The organism is Anoxybacillus sp. B2M1, from assembly GCF_001634265.1.
Classification (GTDB): domain Bacteria; phylum Bacillota; class Bacilli; order Bacillales; family Anoxybacillaceae; genus Anoxybacteroides; species Anoxybacteroides rupiense.
Map to the genome: position 1 here is coordinate 1,032,804 of NZ_CP015435.1, position 22,603 is coordinate 1,055,406.

At 43.3% G+C, this 22,603-nt stretch carries 18 protein-coding genes and 1 pseudogene; 1 reads left to right on the plus strand and 18 read right to left on the minus strand.

Annotation, left to right across the window (positions count from 1 at the left end; translation table 11 throughout):
- Positions 1-283 precede the first annotated feature (283 nt).
- The 3 genes from GFC28_RS04955 to GFC28_RS04965 form a co-directional block, all read right to left on the minus strand.
- Complete coding sequence (locus tag GFC28_RS04955) at positions 284-1,405, minus strand: response regulator (protein ID WP_044745471.1); 1,122 nt, start codon at positions 1,403-1,405, stop codon at positions 284-286.
- Positions 1,406-2,253: 848 nt separating this feature from the next.
- Positions 2,254-3,345, minus strand: a complete 1,092-nt coding sequence (locus tag GFC28_RS04960) for a Delta(10) desaturase DesB (protein ID WP_044745472.1) — start codon at positions 3,343-3,345, stop codon at positions 2,254-2,256.
- 419 nt (positions 3,346-3,764) lie between these two features.
- Complete coding sequence (locus GFC28_RS04965) at positions 3,765-4,946, minus strand: GNAT family N-acetyltransferase (protein ID WP_044745492.1); 1,182 nt, start codon at positions 4,944-4,946, stop codon at positions 3,765-3,767.
- A 501-nt stretch (positions 4,947-5,447) separates the two neighbouring features.
- Between GFC28_RS04965 and GFC28_RS04970 the strand changes: the two genes are divergently transcribed.
- Positions 5,448-6,581 (plus strand): NAD(P)/FAD-dependent oxidoreductase, encoded by a 1,134-nt coding sequence (locus GFC28_RS04970; protein WP_044745473.1) that lies wholly within the window; start codon positions 5,448-5,450, stop codon positions 6,579-6,581.
- A 206-nt stretch (positions 6,582-6,787) separates the two neighbouring features.
- Here the strand turns inward: GFC28_RS04970 and GFC28_RS04975 are convergent, their stop codons facing one another.
- The 15 genes and pseudogenes from GFC28_RS04975 to GFC28_RS05045 form a co-directional block, all read right to left on the minus strand.
- Positions 6,788-7,771, minus strand: a complete 984-nt coding sequence (locus tag GFC28_RS04975; protein ID WP_052661015.1) for an MFS transporter — start codon at positions 7,769-7,771, stop codon at positions 6,788-6,790.
- Positions 7,772-7,788: 17 nt separating this feature from the next.
- Positions 7,789-7,899, minus strand: a pseudogene (locus tag GFC28_RS18715) (MerR family DNA-binding transcriptional regulator); the annotation flags it as partial.
- 171 nt (positions 7,900-8,070) lie between these two features.
- Positions 8,071-9,066 carry a sugar kinase gene (locus GFC28_RS04980; RefSeq protein WP_044745474.1) on the minus strand — a complete coding sequence of 332 codons (996 nt, stop codon included), beginning with the start codon at positions 9,064-9,066 and terminating at the stop codon, positions 8,071-8,073.
- Positions 9,053-9,706, minus strand: coding sequence for a bifunctional 4-hydroxy-2-oxoglutarate aldolase/2-dehydro-3-deoxy-phosphogluconate aldolase (locus GFC28_RS04985; RefSeq protein ID WP_044745475.1), 654 nt, complete (start codon positions 9,704-9,706; stop codon positions 9,053-9,055). The genes GFC28_RS04980 and GFC28_RS04985 overlap by 14 nt, the downstream gene beginning before the upstream one ends.
- 312 nt (positions 9,707-10,018) lie before the next feature.
- Positions 10,019-10,987, minus strand: coding sequence for a sugar phosphate isomerase/epimerase family protein (locus GFC28_RS04990; RefSeq protein ID WP_044745476.1), 969 nt, complete (start codon positions 10,985-10,987; stop codon positions 10,019-10,021).
- Positions 10,984-12,042 (minus strand): Gfo/Idh/MocA family protein, encoded by a 1,059-nt coding sequence (locus tag GFC28_RS04995; protein WP_044745477.1) that lies wholly within the window; start codon positions 12,040-12,042, stop codon positions 10,984-10,986. The genes GFC28_RS04990 and GFC28_RS04995 overlap by 4 nt, the downstream gene beginning before the upstream one ends.
- A gap of 483 nt (positions 12,043-12,525) precedes the next feature.
- Positions 12,526-13,572, minus strand: a complete 1,047-nt coding sequence (locus tag GFC28_RS05005; RefSeq protein ID WP_044745479.1) for a Gfo/Idh/MocA family protein — start codon at positions 13,570-13,572, stop codon at positions 12,526-12,528.
- Positions 13,526-13,999 (minus strand): LD-carboxypeptidase, encoded by a 474-nt coding sequence (locus tag GFC28_RS05010; RefSeq protein WP_044745480.1) that lies wholly within the window; start codon positions 13,997-13,999, stop codon positions 13,526-13,528. Before GFC28_RS05010 ends, GFC28_RS05005 begins: the two co-directional genes overlap by 47 nt.
- A gap of 230 nt (positions 14,000-14,229) precedes the next feature.
- Positions 14,230-14,556 (minus strand): YnfA family protein, encoded by a 327-nt coding sequence (locus tag GFC28_RS05015; protein ID WP_156487564.1) that lies wholly within the window; start codon positions 14,554-14,556, stop codon positions 14,230-14,232.
- 351 nt (positions 14,557-14,907) lie between these two features.
- Positions 14,908-16,338, minus strand: a complete 1,431-nt coding sequence (locus GFC28_RS05020) for a sodium:solute symporter family protein (RefSeq protein ID WP_044745482.1) — start codon at positions 16,336-16,338, stop codon at positions 14,908-14,910.
- A 40-nt stretch (positions 16,339-16,378) separates the two neighbouring features.
- Positions 16,379-17,725 carry an aspartate aminotransferase family protein gene (locus GFC28_RS05025; protein WP_044745483.1) on the minus strand — a complete coding sequence of 449 codons (1,347 nt, stop codon included), beginning with the start codon at positions 17,723-17,725 and terminating at the stop codon, positions 16,379-16,381.
- Positions 17,726-18,021: 296 nt separating this feature from the next.
- A complete protein-coding gene (gene speB, locus GFC28_RS05030; RefSeq protein ID WP_044745484.1) occupies positions 18,022-18,975 on the minus strand; it encodes an agmatinase in 954 nt (317 codons plus the stop codon).
- Positions 18,976-19,384: 409 nt separating this feature from the next.
- A complete protein-coding gene (locus GFC28_RS05035) occupies positions 19,385-20,659 on the minus strand; it encodes an IS110 family RNA-guided transposase (protein ID WP_066329411.1) in 1,275 nt (424 codons plus the stop codon).
- Between the two features lie 96 nt (positions 20,660-20,755).
- Positions 20,756-20,947: a hypothetical protein gene (locus GFC28_RS05040; RefSeq protein WP_066329407.1), complete on the minus strand. Its 192-nt coding sequence runs from the start codon at positions 20,945-20,947 to the stop codon at positions 20,756-20,758.
- 303 nt (positions 20,948-21,250) lie between these two features.
- Positions 21,251-22,471, minus strand: a complete 1,221-nt coding sequence (locus GFC28_RS05045) for an MFS transporter (protein ID WP_044745233.1) — start codon at positions 22,469-22,471, stop codon at positions 21,251-21,253.
- Positions 22,472-22,603 lie beyond the last annotated feature (132 nt).

Consider the following 22,603-nt stretch of genomic DNA (forward strand, 5'->3'; position numbering starts at 1 on the left):
CGGTTGGCACTAGCCAAAGTAGAATGGAATCACCAGGATATATGGGTCCTTCTATACTTGTAAGTGGTTCTTAGAAAAACGAAAAGATAGGTCGTTTGTCATGTACAAGCTTCAACGTGCCCTTGTCTCTGCACGGCTCGAAGCAGCGAAAAACAAGCCCAGAACAAACTTACAAGATTCGTTGTCATTTCACCGTTGGAACGGCGGGGAGAGCCTGCTAAAAAACCGAAAGATGCTTCTTGTTTGCAGGAATCCTCCATTTCGCAGCGAATGCGGGAGCAGCCTAAAGAATGTGCATGCCCACAAATGCCATATCATCATCGCCAAAGCGCTGATGATTCATTTTACCTTCAAGTTGCTGCACAAATTCTTGAAACGATCGACAGTTTGGCAAAATGCGCTCCACATAGCTCTCCCATTCCCCTCCGGTCGCTTCGATCATTCCATCTGTATAAATCGCCAAATAAACCGGCCCGCTGAACTGAAGCTTCTCTTTTTTATAAGAAAATTGGGGCACGATCCCGATCGGTATTCCTCCTTCTTTCAATCTCTTCATCTCTCTTCCTTCTAAAAGCAGCGCAGGCGGATGTCCGGCATTCACATACTCGAGCGTTTTTCGTTTCGTATTGACAACACCATAAAAAGCGGTCAAATAGGTCCGATTCTCAAAAAGACGCAAGGTATGCCTGTTTAATTCGTAAACCACGCGCAGCGGATCAGTTACACGCATCATAAGCCCTGGCAGCAATGAACGAATCGACATCGCTACAAGCGCAGCGGCAACGCCATGCCCCATCACATCAATAACAATAAACGCATATTCGTGAGGACTCACTTGATTCCAATAATATAAATCTCCTGACAGCTGAGAAGAAGGAATATATTTTCCGTATACACAAATTTCTTCATTGTAGATCGAAGATGGGAGCATTCCTTCTTGGATACAACGGGCAAGCTGCAAATCCTTTTCCATTTTTCTTTTCAGTTCCAACAACTGCCGGTCTTTCTCGATATGGACGATCCTCATTCTTTTTGACTCATCCGTCCTTTGTTTTTGACGATACGCCAAGCGAATGCGGGAGATTAGCTCCGTCGTTGTAAATGGTTTACGAATATAATCAAACGCTCCGGCCTCCAAACTGTATTCAATCTCGTCATCACATTCAATCATCGCCACAACTAGAATATCTTTTTGAAAAAAAATAGACGGCTTTCGCTCTGTTTGCTCCGCTAATAGCGCCTGAACGTTGGCTAACACAGCATCAACTTGCTTTTCTTGCAACATATACGCGTGGGCCTTATCCATTTGATCAAACACCTGTATCGATATTCCCTTGATATTCTTTAACATTTCTTTCATTTTCATGACGGCTGCTTGATTCTCTTCAATTACGACGATGTTCATCGTTTAACACCCTTTTTTCATCCCCTGTCTCTTTTATCCGTGCATCATTATTTTCGATAAGCCTTCCATATCAATTGAGTACAATCTAACAAATGCATGGCGGATCGTCAATATGACTTTCTCCTAATGAACCAAAGAGGCGTCCGCACGGTGTCAATAATCGTGTTGCTTTATTGAATAAATAGCTTCATCATCAACGGTAGCCCATAAGATGATGGCTTGCAATCGATTCCGTGTTTTTGAATCTGCGTGGCTACATATGAATCGAATTTGTTATCATCATATTTCAGTCAAAAGGCACCCCAAAGGATGCCTTTAATCAAATGACTATCACATTGTCGTCTCGATTTTTCCAAACACTCCATAAATATACCCGCATAGCATGCAGTATACGATATGAAACCTTATATCCCCATCTTTGCTTTTTCTTACACTGTTACCTGACACAACATTTTCGATCCCACTTGTACCACAATTAGGACATTGCAGATTGACCATTCCTATCCTCTCCTCTCCCTTTATAATCATTCGATAAAAAAAGACAGATTCCTACATGATTTGATCATTTGTTGTCGACAAAAAATAGCGAGACTTAGGATGAATGGTCTTTGCAATTAGAAAATGATATGATGCTTTTAACTCCCTTTGGCTCAGATTGTCCCCTCCATCAAAGGGTTTTTTATTCATGAAGGATTATGAGAGGCCGCTTCTTCAGCAATTGGCAATCCCTGTCCGCAAAACCTCTTCACCGTATGGAAAGCAGAGAAATCGGTATCATTCCTCCTATTCCCGAAACATCAAGTGTCTTTTCTCTCGAACAAGAATGTTACTGTTTTCTTCTGGATTGCTCATCTGTCTGTTTCACTGCTTATTCTTCCTTCTTGAGTTCTGCATTCTATTTTACGATATTCAATATTGGATGGATTCAGCCCATTTCCTAAAGATCCGTAAACGTTCCCTTGGCGCGGTTCGACCAATTCGTTTTGCTGATAGTAAAGTCTTGGTGTCTTCCAGAGTGCCCATAATGCTTTGAGCATTGGCATTTCATGGTATCGATCTGGCCACATTCTTTTAATATGTTCTTTTACTAACGGATAGTATTTGGAACTCATGCTTGGAAACAGATGATGCTCTGTATGATAGGAAAAATTAAAATGGAGGAAATCCACCCATTTTGGAACGGTAACGGAAAGACTGTTAGCAAGCGGGTCGTTGACAGGAACTAAAGGATTGAGACGATGATTGGTTGAAATATAGCTCATCACAATAAAATTAGCGATCAACAGCGGTAATAAAAAGCTAAAAAACCAATTCGCGAATCCAACAATAAACAGCAAACCAATCCATGATATCCAAGGCAACATAAACTGTAAAAAGACGATAGCGCGATTTTTGGGCTGAAACTGTTTGCGAAAATAACCAAGCATCCTGATCGAATGAAACGTAAACATAATCGTTAACGAACTAAAGGCGAAAAACGCCCGTATCGTAAATGGAATTTTATAGATCCAGCGCAACAGACGGCTTTGTGCCAATTTGCTCATGCTCGGCCATGCATCAGGATCTTTTTCTTCATTTTGTGTATGGACATGGTGTGTGGCATTATGCCATTTTCTCCATAGCTTCGGACCGGTGCATAACGGCCAAAAGGCAACAGCTCCAAGAAAATCCCGTAGCCATGGTGTCCGCACAACCGTACCATGCAAAATTTCATGTCCTAAAAACCCAAGCGCCGCAAAACTAAAACCTAATACAACAGAAATCAAGGTATTCCATATCACATGAAGATCGAACAAAGAAATAACGAGGATACCACTAAGTACTGTCAATAGATACACCAATCCAAGGAAAAGACGGGATGGGGTAGGTTGAAATGCTTTTTTCGGCAAATACGGGGAGATTTGCGCCGCATACCAACCGAATGAATGAAACTCTTTCATATCATAACTCCTTTCAACTTTAACCTTTTGCCTGTAATCGAATGTAGCAAAAGGGGCCAACCTAACAAAAATTACAATTTTATAAAAAAATCACATAACTGTTGATACGTTTGATTTATCTTAACATTCCCCTATTTGTCCTGTCAATGGATTTATGACCTAGTATTATTAACAGTTGCTAATCTTTCTATCAGCACGATCCCTAAAGCTGAATATACCAATCGATGGAATTAGGGATAATTTTCCAAATAAAAAAGACATCCTTAAAGATGGCGCTCCCAATCAACGAAATTCTCTGTTCTCTTTATCAATGCTTTTCTGCTCACCTTCATTATTTTCAGGCGAGGAGGCTCCCACTTTAATGGCGAGCAAGCGGACATGGGGGAGAGTTGACATGATGGCGATGCAGCAATCCTCCCTTAAAAGAAATCAGCAAAAAACGTCGTTTTTGGCGAAATCATCGCCTCCAGCTGTTTGACTTCGGCTTCTGTTCCCTTCAGCTTGCCCATCTGATATAATGACCAAGGTCGCACATACCCCAGCAGCAGGGCAGCCGCCGTATTGATATCGAGCAAAAGCCCCCGTTTGGGTGGATGCAGACAAGCGGATTCTTCTTTTGTTGTCTTGCGAAATACCTTCACTCCCTTCTCATCCAGTTGGTAAATAGCTGAATTCCACGGCGCCACTTCATCATGCACATGCCAAAACAGCGGATTCTCTTGTTTCACAAAAGGATACGCTTGCAAAAAGCGTTCTAGATCAACGATTCGCGCCATAAAGTACGGATGAATTTCTTGGACGATTCTCGGCTCTTTCAACAAATAAGGAAGCGGATCGTCAACAGTGGTCACAATCGTCACCTGGTCTGCCATTGAATCATGCTGGCAAATAAAGTTCCATAGCCCTCTTTTTGCTTCTTCATGAACAGCCACCATTTCTTTCACATGCATTTGCCGGTTTTGCATGTCATACAACAAATACCCTGCTGCTTGATGCTCCTTATCTATGTACAATACCGCATGCTCTGCTTTGGAGAACACAAAATGCTCCCACCAAAAATGATCGCGCTTTAATCCGCCGTTATATGAACGAATATAGCCTTCATACACGCTGTTTAACAGATCCACATTCTGAAAGGAGGCTCTCACCATTCGTCCTGCTGCTTCTGGTAATGGGATGAGCTGCTTATTCTCAATGATTAATTTCTTATAAGAAGCAAAAAGCTCCCAGCCAAATCTTCTGTAAAAATTCACTTGAAACGGATGGAGGAATGATATACTTTTCCCGCTCTCCCTCATTCGTTCCAACGATTTTGTTAACAGCTTGGCCACCTTTCGCTTCCGGCGATGCTCAGGCCATGTCGCTACGCCGGCTACCCCTCCCATTTCCCATTCTTGTTCGTGAATAAAAACCGTAAATGGCAGCAAATGCACTTTTGCAGCAAGTTGGCCATTCTCAAAATCTCCCAAAATCTCTTGTTTATCCATCCATTGTTTGCGAACCATCTTTTGCTGCTCTGTAAGCTTATATTGAAAGGCATATTCTGATAGACGAAAAACCTCTTCATAATCAGCTTCCGTCAATAAACGGACAGATTCCATAATAGCTTCCTCCCTCTTCTCGATATCCTTTTCCCTTATTTCGCTTTTTTTTCTATAAAATCCTTTTTCCAGCAAAAATAAAAACCTTATAACGATAGATGCATTTTCTGGTTTGCTCGTTTTTTGGTCGACTTTCATCTCCTGTTGATGCCAGCTTTCTCATCAGAAGATTCAACTCACAGCAGATTTCCATTTTTTGTAATAAAGGGCCAGTAATCGACTGTCGAAATCGGTTATCACCTGTTCATTTGGAGACCACTGTTGATGCATCAGCAAGAAAGCCCTCTTAATCTCAATTGAATAGAGAGCTCAGCCAAACCTAGTTTTTTAATATCATCCACCGAGAAATCTCCCACCTCTAAGCGAAGTGGAGGTGGAGGAGGTTCATCGCGGAGAGCTTCTTAGGACGAAACTGCCCAGCATATAAAGGGAGTGTTACGAAAATCGTCTGATTTATGCTATTCTAATAGTGCGAAAAAATAAACAGAAAAGGTGTTTTTCATGAAATCATACATCGTTGTAGGAGCCGGCATTTTAGGAGCATCAACCGCCTACCATTTAGCAAGAGAGGGAGCAGCCGTCACCATCATCGATCGCGGCGACAAAGGCCAAGCCACCGCCGCAGCCGCCGGCATTGTCTGTCCATGGGTATCCCAGCGCCGCAACCAAGTTTGGTACCGCTTAGCCAGAGGCGGAGCCAAATTTTATCCTTCGTTCATTCAAGAACTTCAATCGCATGGAGAAACAGAAACAGGCTATGAACGAGTAGGGGCCCTTTGTTTGCATACAGATAAAGAAAAACTTGAAAAGATGATGGATCGCACACTGCAGCGCCGCCAAGAAGCGCCGGAAATCGGAGAAGTGACGAAGCTATCCTTTACACAAGCAAAACAGCTATTTCCAGCGCTGGCTGAAGGCTACGAGGCTGTTTACGTCAGCGGAGCAGCGCGCGTCAATGGCAAAGCATTACGCGATGCGTTAGTGAGAGCCGCCCAAAAGCTGGGGGCTACCTATATAAAAGGAAACGCCAAGATTGTTCATCAACACTCGCATGTGAACGGTGTGGAAGTCGCTGGCACTTATTATCAGGCTGACGCGGTCGTCATCACAGCCGGCGCATGGGCAAAAGAATTGCTGCTGCCACTCGGCATCGAATTTTTAGTCACGCCGCAACGCGCGCAAATCATTCATCTTGAAAAACCAGAACAAGATACAGATTTATGGCCTGTCGTCATGCCCCCAAGCAACCAATACTTGCTTGCTTTTCGAAACGGGCGAATCGTTGTCGGAGCGACCCATGAAGACGGTGTCGGTTTCGACTGTCGAGCAACCGCAGGGGGAGTGTATGAAATATTACATAAAGCGTTAGCAATCGCACCCGGATTATCGGATTGCACACATAGCGAAATAAGAGTCGGATTTCGCCCATATACCCCAGGGTTCCTTCCTGTCTTTGGAGCGCTTCCCGGCTTTACCGGCATTTATGTGGCCAACGGCTTAGGGGCGTCCGGTCTAACGGCCGGCCCTTATTTAGGATGTGAACTCGCCAAACTCGTCCTTGGGCAACCAACCGAATTAGATCCTTTTGATTACAATGTAGCCGGTGCGATTAAAAAAATAGAGGAGCGCGGTTAAAGCCTCCGCGCCCTCTAACCTAACCAATGGAAACACACAAGCTTTTTACAAATATGAACCTTTCCCACCTACACTCGATTTAGAGGTGAGGGACTTCTCAGTAAATATGTTAAATAGCAAAAACAAAAGTGTTCCTATCTTCTAACTTTGATGAACAAACACCCCCATTTTGCAATAAATTTTTCCTTATTGCACCGTGCTTTCTACTAACAACATTCTCTACCTTCTCGCTTTGCTATCGTAAAAATAGGGATCGTTAGGATCAACGCAATCATAAATAGCGATGCAGAAATAGAATAAATACTTGCAAGCGAAACTTGTGTTTTCCATTGTCCTGCTAATCCCATCATCACAACCATTGTGCCTGTCATAAGCAATGTGCGAACGCCCATTACTCGTCCAATCCACGCCTCTTCTGTACATTGCATGGTTAACGTAGTAATACCAATAAAAATACAAGGCTGCGTCAAACCAATTAAAAATTGCAGCAGCATCGTCAACACTAAATTTGTCGAATGGCCTACTCCCCAAATTCCAAATCCATTAACAAGAAGTCCGATTGCTAAAAGAAGTTGCGGGGAAAGCTGTGTCGCTGCAGCTATTGTTATAAATCCTCCTATAATTTCGCCCGCGCCGTACGGAATCGTCAGCCATTGCAGCTTTTCCGCCGCCAAGCCCAGCTTCTCCGTCACAACAAAAAGGCTAAGCGGCGAAATCAGTCCGACGCCGCAGCCAACTGCGGCAACGCAACCCGACAATAATGTCAATACTTTGTTAGAAAATATATGGCGAATCCCTGCCAGCATATCTTTCATTACGCTAGGAGACGCCATTTGCGGATGATGATTCTGATCAGCCGGAATAAACATAAGAGCAAAACTAGAAAATACAAACATTATAAAAGCAATAAAAAGCGTCATATAAATACCAAACGTCTGATAGACAAACGTTCCAATGCTCGGTCCTAAAACCGTAAAAATCGCGAATAAACTTTGCAGCAATGCCACACCACTCTGTGCTTGCTCGGAAGGAACATGCTTTTTGTATAATTTCATCCCTGCCGGCTGCGATAGTTGTGATAACATGGCGGAAAAGAATGTGGCCAAAAATATGATGTGCCACGTTCCCAGTAAAAGCGCGAGGTAAACTAATAAAAGAGAAGCAGCGCTTGCCCATTCACACCAAATCACCGTTTTTCTTGGAGCTAGCCTGTCTGCGCATCCACTTTGATCGGCTTTAACAGGCCAATTTCATCATAATAGCGCAAAGTTTGGACCGACACTTTATTTAACTTGGCAAATTCCCCTATTTTGAACATCGCCATCTTCCTCCTTCATGAACTTACTCATATCATAAAATCTCCTGTAACGATAGAGTCAATTCCTTAGCGATAATTTTGTTGCTATTTCCTCATTGTTGATTTTTTCCTTCGCTGTTGCTTCGCAAAAATAAAAGCGGAAGATTTTTACGCATCTTCCGCCGTTTCTTTTTATCTTGTGATTATTTCCTGTCCCTCTATATATTGTTCCACTTCACGAATAGAAGGCAGCCCTTCCCAGTCTCCTTTAAATTGTGTAGCTAGGGCGCCTAATAAATTCGCCCGCTTTAATGCTTTAGGTAAACAAATGTTTAAAACATCCTCATCGAGCGGCTGATCTTCATCTAACAGCACAGACAGCAAGCCCGCGGCAAACGCATCTCCGGCCCCTACTGGATCAACAACCTTATCCATACGAAAAGCGGGGGATTGGATCGCTTCATTTTGATAAAAGCCAATAGATCCCTCTTGTCCAAGCTTCATAACAACCAGCTTGGGGCCCATTTGCAAAAACTGCTTTCCATACTCTGCGACTGGTTGCTCACCAATTAAAAATTTTGCTTCTTCTAATCCAGGTAAAAAAATATCGCACAACGGCATTAATGACAATAAAACGCACCGCGCCTGCTCCTCGCTCCATAGCTTTCGGCGTAAGTTCGGGTCAAATGAGACAGTTAATCCTCTTGCTTTCGCTTGCTCCATCACTTTTTTAATAAAATCTGCCGTCCGTTCGCCTAGTGCGGGCGTAATTCCGGTTACATGCAGATGACGGGCGTTGGCCAACCACTCAGGTTGGATATCTGCTTCGGAAAATTTACTTGCTGCTGAATATTTTCTATAGTAATATATCATTGGGTCGCCGTAACCTTTAAATTCTTTAAAATAAATGGCGGTCGGCGCCTTCTTATCACGAATAACGCAGGAGACATCGACTCCCTCCCCGGCAAGCGTGCTAACAATCAAATCGCCGAACGGATCGCATCCAACACGGCTGATCCATCTTACTTTTTTGCCGAGCCGCGTAAGCCCGATGGCCACATTGGATTCAGCGCCTGCTATCGATTTGGTAAATAAAGGAGAGTACCTTAAGGAGCCGTCTGTCATTGGTTGAAAAAGAATCATACTTTCCCCAATTGTCACCACATCAACATCATTATTTTGCTGCATCGCTGCCAACCCCTTTAGCAAGCTCAACAAACATACGCGCCCGCTTTGTGAGTTCATCGTAGTTTTTTTGTTGCACAAGCTGTTTGTCGACTAAATTTCCTCCTAATCCGACGGCAATGGCCCCATTATTTAATATTGTCATCATATTTTTTGTATTGACGCCTCCTGTTGCAATCATTTCAATAAAAGGAAGAGGAGCTTTTACCTCTTTAATATAGTTCGCTCCTAAAGTTCCGATCGGAAACACTTTCACAGCGCTCGCCCCTAGCTGATAGGCCCTGTACATCTCGGAAGGTGTCATCGTACCAGGCCATACGTCGATCCCTTGTTCGACACAATAAGCAACTACTTGTTCATTTAGATGAGGAGAAATAATATATTGCGCTCCCGCCCGAACCGCTTCTTTCGCCATTTCAAGCTCCAGCACCGTCCCCGCACCAATATAAAGGCGGTTTTCATATGTTTCTCTTAGCTTCGCAATAGCGGCTAAAGCTCTATCGGTATTCATTGTGATTTCCAAAAATTTCATTCCTCCCGACCATAAAGCCTCGGCAATTGGTTGTATGGAATCTTGTGAAACTCCTCTAATGATCGCGATGATTTTTTCCTCTTTCAATAATGGGAGCAAACGAGACGTCATCAGTATCATGCCTCCATTCTTATCATTTTATAGTGTAATCCCTGTTTTCCAAATGGCCATGTCGTGAACATGATGATTTCTTATGATTGACTGCTTTGCCACTTGCTATTTCGATAATATACGATATAAAATCACGCAATACCTCTTCCCATGAATTTCCTTCTAGTAAACGTCCAGCAATGAACCTCTCCCACCTCTTAACGGAGTGGAGGTAGGAGAGGTTCATGAATTAGAAAATATTTGCTGCTCATTAAAGTATGCGCCATCCATTATTTTGCAAAAGCCTTCATAAAAGAGGTCCACCCTCCCCCATTACACCCACCACATATTGGTCGGTTGGTCTTCGATTAAGACTTGTTTTAAGTTGCTGACAGCGCGTTTAAATCCCTCTTCAATCGACATGAGTGGATCTTCGTGTTCGATGCTGACGACGTAATCATATCCGTATGTGCGAAGGGCACTCATCATATCAGACCATTCTTGAAGGTTATGACCGCATCCAACAGACCGGAATGTCCAGGCCCTTGTTTGAACATTACCGTATGGCTGCATGTCCGTTAAACCATACATATTGACATTGTCTGGATCAATATAGGTGTCTTTTGCATGAAAATGGTGAATAGCCTTTTCTTTTCCTAAAATTTTAATCGCAGCTACCGGGTCAATCCCTTGCCACCAAAGGTGACTTGGGTCAAGGTTTGCGCCTACTGCTTCACATGTTTCCTCACGAAGCTTTAACATCGTATATGGTGAATGAACTAAAAAGCCACCATGCAATTCTAGACCAATCTTGACGTTATGATCTTGAGCAAATTTCCCCCACTCTTTCCAATATGGAATAAGCTTTTCTTCCCATTGCCACTTTAAAATATCATTGTATTCATTGGGCCAAGGGGCAACCGGCCAGTTTGGATATTTCGCCTTTTCATGGTCACCACTAACGCCAGAGAAACAGTTCACAACAGGAACCTCCATCATCTCCGCAAGCTGAATGGTTTTAACAAACGTTTCATGGGATTGCTTCGCAAATTTTTGGTCGGGAGAAAGGGGATTTCCATGACAGCTAAATGCACTGATCATGAGCCCACGAGATGCTACTTCCTTAAGGTAGCGCTCGCGCTTTTCTTTGCTTTCTAATAATTCATCAAGGTTGCAGTGAGCAGAACCTGGATAGTTTCCTGTTCCAATTTCGACTGCGTGTAATCCTGCTTCTTTCACGTAATCGAGCATGTCTGTAAACGATTTATTAGAAAAAAGCACTGTAAATACGCCTAGTTTCATGACAAACTTCCTCCCATCTCCGTTCGTAATATGCTTTTACTTTTTTCACTACTTTCATAAATCACATCAATTATATGTGAAACTTGCATCGCTTCTTCTGGTTTCACTAAAGGTTCTTTTAATCCAAGACACGCCTCCACAAATGCTTTTGCCTGTAAAAACCCTTCCTCTTTTTCCTCGGGAATATAGACAGCCACACTATTAAACAGCATCCCATGTTTCGCATAGTTTAAGGTAAAAGGAAAAACGTCTAAGCCGCCTTTTTCGCCAGAAATGGAAAGAGTATCTTCATCTTTCGAAATGTTAGCAGACCATGATGTTTCAAAAAGGAGGCTTGTTCCATTTTGAAAACGAAGGTAGGCTGTCGCATGATCTTCAACATTGAATGTTTCATGATTAAAGCTGCCCCATTCATTTACTTGATTTGGTATTTTACTAAGTACGTTATAGGTGGCACCTGTGACTTCTTTCACTTTTGGATTTCCCATCAACCAAAGAGCAAGGTCTAATAGATGACATCCGTAATCGATGAGGCAACCTCCACCCTGCAAGTCCTTATTGGTAAAACCCCCCCATCCTGGAACCTTTCTCCGCCGTAATGCTTTGACACGGACAACAAGCGGATGACCAATTTCACCTTCATCGATCACTTTTTTTGCTGCTTGTGCTTCTTTCATAAAGCGATAGTGGTAGGCGATCCATAATATTTTCCCGGACTTTTCTTTCGCTTTTATCATTTCCGCACATTCACTCGCATTCATCGCCATTGGCTTTTCACAAAGAACATGAACGCCGGCTTCCAGTGCCGCAATAGTCATTTCCTTATGAAATTTATTCGGGGTACAAATGACAACGGCATCGACATGTGGCAGCATATCTTTATAATTCTCGTAAACTTGTGGAATATGAAATTGGTTTTGTACTTGTTTTGCTTTATCGATGTTTACATTGCAAACAGCCGTGACGGCTGCTTCATTTAATTGCTGAAATGCTGGAATATGGCGAAATGTAGCGATTCCCCCTGCTCCAATCATACCGACTCTTAATTTTTTCATGGTGACACCTCTTCGCCGTTGGTCTCGTTTCATGAATTGTTCGGTTAAGCTCGACAACTAAGCAAACAAACCTGTTCTCAAATAAAAAGGACAGCACTCATGTTTTATATGTTGGTGCTTTATTTCTAAGTTCATATCTTTTGGGGCTAGTTTGTATGAGGTTGAAGCGCTGCTATTCGGCTTCGAATTGACATTTTTTGATAATGAAGCTCCTTGACTACGGATCTGGACTTTCCTTTCAGCTTTGCGGCTTTGATCGCGGTTTAGCACTAGTTTTCGTGTTTTTAGCACCCTTTTTCACGATTTTCGAATAATGCTATCCGCCACTTTGAGTGCTTGATCCAAAGCTTGATCCCTTTTATTCGAGGGTGAGGTTCTTTTTTCCGCAGCTTCATGCCTTGATCCTGCTGTTTTGTGATTTCCCTCCTGAAATAAGTCCAACACATGGATTTTTCCCGCCCAAAGATTTAATCCCCACATCTTTTATTGTTTGACTCTTTCCAATGTTAGCGGTACGACTTTTTTTGCTTGGGCTGCTTCGAACGCAGCAAGAATGACTAGCAAAGATTTCATTCCTTCCTCTCCCGATATCGGCGGTTCTTGGTCGTTTAGAATGCTTTCAACAAATTGGTCAATGACGTGTGATGTTGTTTGCCCGCCTTCTTCATTGGATTGAATGGCACTAAGCTTGTAATTGACCACTTCTCCATTTTTGTATTGGACTACTAAAGAATAGTCTGGGTCGTCTTCTAAACGTAAAATTCCTTTTTCACCATAAATGATGGTTGAGTTGTCTTCTTTTCCGTTGTATGACCAGCTAGCAGCTAGGGTTTCGATAATGCCGCTCTCTGTTTTTAAGAGGCAAACGGCGTTGTCATCGACATCTGTTTGTTCCTTTGCTATTGTTTCGACAAATGCGGCTACCTCGATAATTTCTTCACCAAGTAAAAAGCGAATTAAGTCTGCTTTATGGACACCTAAATCGCCCATTGCTCCCATTGCCGCCTGCTCCTTTTTAAAGAACCAGCTGTCCCTTCCATCAGCGCTCCATCCTTCAGGTCCGGGGTGCCCGAAAGCTGTGCGGAAACTGTAGATTTTTCCGATTTCTCCTTTTTCAATTAACTCTTTGGCTTTCACATGGGAGCTTACAAAGCGTTGATTATGGGCAATCATTAATTTCTTTCCAGTTTGTTTGGAAGCTTCAATCATTTCCTCAGCTTCTTCTTTTGTTGTCGCCATTGGCTTTTCACATAGGACGTGTTTCCCTGCTTTTAGGGCAGCAATGGAGATAGGGGCATGTAAATAGTTGGGCGTACAGACACTAACGGCATCAATTTCTTCATTTGACAAAAGGTCCTCATAATTTGTATAAGGTGTTACATGATATTTTTTAGCTATTTCGACTGCGCGTTCTTTATTACTATCACATACAGCGACAATGTTTACGTGTTCATTTTCCGAAAATTCCGGCAAATAGCGGTGTTTAGCAATACTTCCACAACCAATTACTCCGACTTTCAATTTTTTCATCACAAATATTCCTCCTTAAAACATCGGTGTTGTTTAGGACCTCTTCCGTTAAGATTGGATTGTGCTTTATAAGAGTATAATCCAGCTCCTCAAGCAGTTGATGAGAGCAAGTGCCGCCAATAGTAGTCATAATGGCATGAATACGCGGATTGGCAAACATATCATGTAAATCTTCTAGACGCTCTTCCACTGTACCTGCCATATACTCATTTTGTTTTTGAGCATGCTTGCCAACGGCAGCGTTAAATCCTAGTCTCTCTAATTCGGCGATCCCTCTTTGCAACCGTCTTCGACATAAAGCCGCAACCCCCGATGAAGGGGAAATAATGCCAATGGTATCTCCAGGACGCAATCGGTTAGGACGCAACGCCATTTTTTTCTCCCTATTTGTAAAAATACACATACAAACAGATAAACTCCAATCCATTTTATCCAGCCTCATCTTGAGTGCTATGGGCAAAACCACTGGCTCTATCGAGATATTCTCCGTCTATGTTAATAGCACATTACCAAATGGCTTTGATTCTTGTTCTATTTCTATTATTTGTAAAAAATAACTAAATTGATAACAACACATAAAGCAGCTGATCTTTGAAGCTGTGCCTTTCACAAAGTGAGTTCGGCAAACAAAAACCGAGTAATGTCATCAAAAAACGGTCACTGTCTTGGTGCCCATAACATGACAGCTACGCCAGCTAAACAAAGAAGCATACCCATCCAGTCATAGGAATCAGGCACTTTTCGATCCATTCCCCATCCCCAAAGAACAGCAAGTACAACAAAAATGCCCCCATAAGCCGCATAAACTCTACCGAAATTCGGAAATTGCTGTAAGGTGGGAATAATCCCATAAAGAACAAGAAGTAGGCCTCCCAGCATTCCATGTATCATTGGCTTGTCTTCACGAAGCCACAGCCAAACTAAATATCCTCCGCCAATTTCCGCTAATCCTGCCAGAACAAATAGAACGATCGCTACAAATATATACATTTCCTTTATTTTCCATCCCTAAAATTCAAAAAGCACAGCGATATCTTCTCTCCCAAAGACAGCAAGATGCCCTGTTCTCTATTTTCTTTTTATAGACAATGTCTTCATTCCTCATTTATATCATTATAAACGATCAAACGTTTATTTATATGATCGCTTGATAAAATACAGAGAATCGACGATCGTCGATTTCCTTTGCCTCTCGAAAACATTTCCACTTTCTTTTGCCGATGATCAATATGGACAATAAAATAAAAAGATGCTAAATCTCAGCATCTTTTTTCAAACAGAGAGCCGGGCACATAGCTTCCATAAAAGCCGGCTTGTTTTATACGGTTTGCCTTCTCATAGCACTCTTTGCTCGTCTTCCCATTCTTCGATGACCATTTGATGATCGGACTGAAGATGAGAAGCCGGGCGCCAATAGGAAAATAGAATCATCGATACGATGCTGGCTACGATGCCATACATAATCGGTTTCGTCGAGCTGAGGCCTTCCAACGCTAAACCAGCAAATACGACAAGTGAGCTAATGACCATCGAATACAGCCCTGCTTTCGCTGTTGCCTTTTTCCAAAAGAAACCAAGAATAACAGGGACGAAAATGGCACCTGATAAAATCGCATAAGCCACGTCAAGAGCAACGAGCACATCTTGAATCCAAATGGCAAAGATTATGGCGATCACACCGACCACAAGGGTAATGATCCGCGATAATCGTACAACATGCTGGTCGCTCATATTTTTTAGCCAATATTGCTTCAAAATATCGTGTGAGATCAGTGTCGAGGAAGCGAGCAGCGTTCCTGAGGCGGTAGACATGAGCGCAGAACACACGCTTGCTAAAATGAGACCTAATAACCCATGTGGAAGAATAGCGAGCGACATGCTGGCAAATACGTTTTGCGGATCACTGATGGTTGGAAAGACAATCACTGCACACATGCCAATGATACTTAAAGCTAACGCATACGCAATGCTGTACACCCCGGCATACACCGCTCCGCCTCGAGCGATTTTCGTGGTTCGTGCTGTAAATACTCGCTGCCAAATATCTTGAGAAACGATCATTCCTAATGTATATAAGAGAAAGTATTGAAAAATGCTGGACCATCCGATAGAGGTAAAATCAAAATAAGAAGCCGAAAGCTGTTGAGAGAGCGCCTCCCATCCGCCGACGCGAGATAAGCTCATCGGCAGCATAATGAAAAAGATGCCGATAGTCATCACAAGAAACTGAATAATATCTGTCATCGTTACACTCCACATTCCGCCGAGGATCGTATAAAATAGGACGATGCCGCCTCCCACAAGCATGGAGGTCGTCATAGACCAACCGAGCACCGCGTGTATAATGCTGCCCATTCCGATCACCTGCGTAACAGAAACCATTAAGGTATAAATCGCCGCCACAATCGCGCTGATTAAACGAGCTTCTTGATTGTAGCGCCTTCCTAGCAATTCACTTATCGTCGTAACGTTCGCTCCGTAAATCTGCCTAATAAAAAACAAGCCTAATAGAGTGATGCCCAGACCAATCATAAAGACAAACCACATGCCTGAAAGCCCGAATTGATACCCCAATTTGGCCGTACCAATCGTTGAAGCGCCGCCAAGAATGACGGCGGATAAACAACCAAGGTAAATAAACAAACCAAGATTTCTGCCTGCAAGCGCGTAATCTTCCGCCGTTTTCGCTTTTTTCGCTCCTAAAATCCCCACGACGATTAAAAGGAGAAAATAAACCAAAATAACACCTGTATCAAGCACGCTCATCCCGATTCCCCCATTCTTGTTTTCATCAAGAAACCCGCCGCTATCTGCCTGTCATTTTAGCTTCAAATGAACGAAAGCCCATTTCGTTTTCATACTCCGCTAACGCCTCCGCCAGCATGCGCAAGCCATCATCAATCTGCTCCTTCGTCACAGTCAGCGGTGGAATCATGCGAATAACTTCTCCTTGATTTCCGCATAAATAGAAAAGAACCCCTTTTTGCAGACAGCGGTTTAAAATATTCATCACCCCCTCTCCATTTGGTTCCCCTGTCATTGGATCAATGATTTCAATGCCAATCATCAATCCGATCGAGCGCACCTCGCCAATCACAGCGTGTTTTTCTTTGAGCTCATCCAACCGTTCACGAGCATATAGGCCAACAGTCCGGCAATTTTCCAGCACGTTTTCTTCCTTGAATACTTCTAATGTCGCCAGCGCTGCCGCGCAGGCAATCGGATTGCCGCCAAATGTTGTTCCGTGACTTCCTAGCGGCCATTGCTGCATCAGCTCTTTAGAAGCCACCGTTGCACTTAGCGGAAGACCTGAAGCGATTCCTTTCGCAATAGCCATAATATCTGGAACAACGTCAAATGTTTGTGCGGCAAACCATTCCCCCGTGCGTCCAAATCCTGTTTGCACTTCGTCAAAAATAAGCAACATTCCATGTCGGTCACAAATTTCTCTTACTTTATGCAGCCATCCTTTTGGGGGAACAATATATCCTCCCTCTCCCAATACCGGTTCTAAAATCATGCACGCTACTTCTTCCGGGGTCACTTGATGAGCAAATAAAGCCGAAGCTTCTTTTTCTAGTTGATGAGCAAAATAAACATCCGGATCTTCACCGTCTGGACACGTTTTCGGATTCGCGTATGGCAGCTGATACGTCAATCCGTTTGGCTGCAAATATTGGCGATATTTGCTTTTGGAGGTGCTGACGCTAAGCGATCCTAAGGAACGCCCGTGGAAACAGCCCGTAAACGATATCACATACGGACGTCTCGTAACATGCTTGGCCAGCTTCATCGCTCCTTCAATCGCTTCCGTTCCGCTATTAGCAAAAAAGAAACAGTTTAATCCTTCAGGCATAATCGGTGTGAGCTCTTTGGCCAAACGAAGAATGGACTCATACATGATGACCCCGCTCGGTCCATGCAGCAGACGGTCTGCCGCATCTTTAATCGCCTGTACTACTTTCGGGTGACGGTGACCAATGTTTGTTACGGCGATCCCGGAAGTAAAATCAAGATATTTTTTTCCATCCACCCCGTAATAATAGCAGCCTTCCTCCTTTACAACTGGCAAATTCGGATGATCTTTTGCCATCGTTGGCGCAAGCAAATCCGGCATTTGTTGAAATAGATGAATCCAATTGCTTTCTCTCATCTTTTTTCTCCCCTTGTGCGAATGAAATTTGTTTATTCATACCCCGCTATGATGATACCAGTACACAGCGCGGAAAGAATGTTCTCAGCCACATTTGCAGGATGCTGATCCACCCTGCTGCTTTCAAGCGAAAAGGCCGATGATCCGCCATCCCTTCAACCGTTCACTTTAGATGTTGGCTGAATACACGTTTTTCCTAGGTTTCAAGCTCATTTTTGCCGACCACTCAAAATCAGGCGCCCCAGCTAAAGGTCTGTTTTCTGTTCCGCATCCTTTCATTGTCTAGCAACGCCAGATCACCTCTCTTGATATGACCGCCTTTTCTTTAAAGCGATGAGTGTGATCATTTCATAAATAATGGCGGAGGCCAGCACAGCCGTAATTTCACCCGGATCGTATGAAGGCAATACTTCAACTAGATCAAAACCAACGATGTTTAAACCATCAAGTCCTCTCACATATTCGAGCGCTTCATAACTTGTAGGCCCTCCTACCTCCGGTGTACCGGTTCCAGGAGCAAATGCCGGATCAACAAAATCAATGTCATAAGAAACAAAAACAGGCCGATCTCCCACTCGTTGATGAATGCGATCCATCACTTCAGAAAAGCCTGTTTTCCGAACCTCCTTCATCGGAATCACTTCAAAGCCGAGACGGCGTGCATCCTCGATATCATCTGCGCTATAGAGCGGTCCGCGCATACCGACTTGAATGGAGTGATCCACATCGAGCAATCCCTCTTCTACAGCCCGGCGAAACGGCGTACCATGCATATACTTCTCTCCATAGTAATGGTCCCATGTGTCTCCATGCGAATCAAAATGAACAAGCGCGATCGGCCCAAAACGTTCATAAAATGCCCGCAAATGTCCTAATGTGATGGAATGATCTCCGCCCATCATAATGGGAATAATATTTTTTTGCAAAAGAGGACGCAATTCCTTGACAATCCGATCATATGTCTGCAGCGCATTTCCAGGAACAACATCTATATCACCATAATCGATTCCAGAGCAGTATTGAAAAATATCAATCTCCATATCTGGATTATACGGACGAAGCAGTACTGAGAAATTTCGAATGTGTTGCGGACCGTATCGCTGTCCCGTTCGATTAGAAGCAGCCGTATCAAACGGAACACCAAGTACCGCAAAATCAACGTTATCCGTTGTGCGAATATGCTCTAGCCGCATAAATGTGCGAACGCCACAAAAGCGTGGCGATTGCGATGAATCTTTTGGTTGATACACACAAACCCCTCCCTCTATAAAATATCAATTTTCTCGTTTTTTCTTTGAATTTCTTCGATTTTCATGAACATAGACGTTTCGTAGACATCAGAAATAAGGATAGATATTGAATATCTATAAATTTTTGGATAGATAGAATGTAGGGGGACAAGCTCCATCATCCAATTTTTTAAAAATGGAGGTCATTTCCTTATGATCGCACCAATGGATCTCCACTTGTCTCATGGCGGTGTACCCTCCCATGTCTCACGGAGTCCTTCGCTCCTACATTCCTTCGTTCAACCTATCCATGAGGTGGAGGTCGGAATATGCTCACTTGCTGGGTCTATGCCCGAATGGGGATTTACGACCGACTTCTCCGTGCTTCTAATGTCTATCTTCGATACATTGTTTGAGATTAGGCGATTTCCTATAATGTCTTTAAGTGTGGAATATCTTGTATCATTTTCTCTTCACTGAACGAAATTTGACGTCGACCAATGACGAATAAGATTCGAATGAGTTTACTACATAAAGCGACAAGAGACTGCTTACCGGTTAATGGATTATGAGTCCGTGTGCGATAGTATTCATGTAAGGCTTTAAACCCTTTGTTTTTCGTTGATAAAGGCATCACCACTCGGAATAAGAGGGCGCGCAGTCGTTTTCGTCCTCGCTTACTAATCGTTGTTTTTCCTCGATGTTTCCCTGATTCATTCTTTTTTAAGTTCAGCCCCGCCAATTTAATGATTTGGCGTGGATGCTGATATTGGTGGAGGTTGCCCACTTCAGCGAAAAAACCAACCACGGTCATTTCTCCGATGCCTTTGATCTCACACATCTCTTTGGCCCCCGGAATCGTTTGAACCATTTCACTTAACTGCTTTTCCAATTCGTCTAGACGATGGGTTAAATACTCGTATTTCTCGAGTAAATAACGTAACTCTTCTTTGGCCATTTGAGTGCCCGGTTGAAGTCCAATGGAGACTTTGGCAGCCTCTTTGAACTGTTCCATTCGCTTCATTCCAACAGCTCGTTTCGCCACTTTCTTGACTTCTACAAGAAGCCGTTCGGATGGAATCTTTGCGATTTCGTTTGGCAGATATCCCAATTTCAAAAGCTGTAGCGCTGCTTTTCCTGTCCAATCTTTAAACACCGTAAGAAACTCAGGAAAATATCGATCCAGCCAATTGTGTACTTGAGCTTGAACCGCATATAGATCCTGTGTCATCATATCGTGAAGTTTCACGCCTTCACGTAATTCTGCGTAGATTCCCTCTGGAAGAATCGGGATGGAATATCGGCCATCCTTGACGAGTTGGGCAATGACCTTCGCATCTTTCACGTCGTTTTTCGTAGGAGAGTTGTCATCCAGCTCTTTACTTCGTTTCACATGCATCGGATTGACTGTCACACATAGGATGTCATGTGAAGTTAAAAAATAAGCGAGATTCAACCAGTAGTGTCCGGTTGGCTCCATTCCTACGATGACATCTCTTTTTTCATGTTGGTTCATCAAGGTGTGTACCCAATTTAAAAACGTTTGAAACCCTATTCTTGAGTTTTCAAATACAACGGCCTTTGATAAGTCCATTCCCCGATAATCTTGAGCTCTTGCCACATGTTTGTGTTTTGCGATATCAACGCCAATGATTAACGTTTGTTCAGTGATTTGTCTAATTTTCGAATTTCGGTTATAATTCATATCGAGTCCTCCTTGGTTTATTAGTTAGGGGTCATGGCCATGACACCCTGTATCATACCAAGGGGACTTTTTTGTTTCAAACCTCATTTTTCCTCATTACAGGAATGCTCCCTTTATAAAAATATATAAATGCAGCTTGGAAATAGAACGAACGAGCTGTGGAAAATGGACGGTCGCGGCAAGGCTAATGGAAATATTTTGACCCGCTACCCTCATTTTGTTATCGTTATAGACAAACGTTACAAAATCAAGCGGGGGGATAATCGATGCCACTTGATATGTAAGCATTTGCATCCATATGAAGCTTGGCCTTTTTCAACGTCTTTTGTCACACCCATGCTCAGTCTTTTGGTTGTAGACATGATTCGTTCCGTCTTGCCATGACGTTTAGATACCATGGGCATTCGATCGAGATTTGTGAATAATTAAAATCAGCCATACTGGATTTGCGCCGCTAAAACGGAAAGAGCGAAAGATGGCATGAAACGAGCAGCAAACAGCAAAAGGCGGCTCGCAAGCAGAAGCTTACGAACCGCCTTTATTGACTATGATTCTTCCTCACCCTTCAGCTTTTTCACAACTTTCCTGCTCTTAATGCCCCAAAGCTGCCGACCGGTCTTTATCTTTCGGCAGCCAATAAGTCAACACTCCGAGCAGTGGTAAAAAGCTGCACATCCACATCAACGATTTAAGCGTGTATGTATCGGCAATTTTACCAAGTACGACCGCGCCTAACGCTCCCATTCCAAACGCAAGACCAACAATTAATCCAGAGGCCATTCCGACATTTCCTGGAAGCAGCTCTTGTGCATACACGACAAAAGTTGAGAAGCTAAGCGATAAAATAAAACCAGCTAAAAAGAGCACAGGCAGCGCCCATCCGAGCGGAAGATGCGGAAGCAACAAGGCGAACGGAGCGGTACCGACTGTAGAAAACAGCATTAAATTCTTCTTTCCAAATCGATCGGCAAGCGGGCCGCCAACAAACGTGCCAATCGCTCCAGCGATCATAAAAATAAATAAGTACAGCTGCGCTTCTCGTATTGAAATATGGTAATATTGAGTCAAATAAAACTGATAATAGTTGGAAATACCGGCCGAATACCAAGAGCGAGTAAACACTAAAAAGATTAATAGAATTAAAGCAAAGAGAACGCGTTGCCGCCTTTGCCCTTCCAATTTTACCGCTGTTTTTTGGGCACGGTCTTTCTCTCGCTGTTCTAGTTTATGAGAATACCACCGTGATACGCGAGATAATATCATAATGCCCAGCAGTGCCACCACTGTAAACCATCCAGCCCCTTTTTGGCCAAACGGTACAAAAACAAGAGCCGTAAACAACGGAGCAAGAGCATTTCCTGTATTTCCTCCTACCTGATAAATCGATTGGGCAAACCCTCGTCTCTCTCCTGCTGCAAAATAAACCACCCTTGCTCCCTCCGGATGGAACACGGCAGAACCAAGCCCTACTAATAATACCGATAATAAAACAAAGAGAAAGCTAGGCGCCAGCGCCAAACCGACCATTCCCAACAGGCTCGCAGCCATTCCCAGCGGCAGAAAGCATGGGGAAGGACGCCGATCCGTAAATAAGCCAACAACAGGCTGAAGAACCGAAGAGGTCATATTCAAGGTAAACGCAATCCAACCAATTTGCATATACGATAAATTCATCGATGATTCCAAAATCGGAAACAGCGCAGGGACAACGGCCTGCATGGCATCATTAAGCAAATGGCCCATGCTGATGGCAAACAAAATAGGATAGACTGTCATCCGAACAGAAGCAGCCTGCTGAGCACCTGTATACATCTTTTCTCTCCCTTTCTATTAACTTTAAGCATTTCCCTAAGAAGTCTCCCTGACCAATGGCAGAGAGGCATCAGCTACCATTATACCCCTTTTAACAAAAGTTTCAATTATTTAGCATTTCCTTTCCAAATT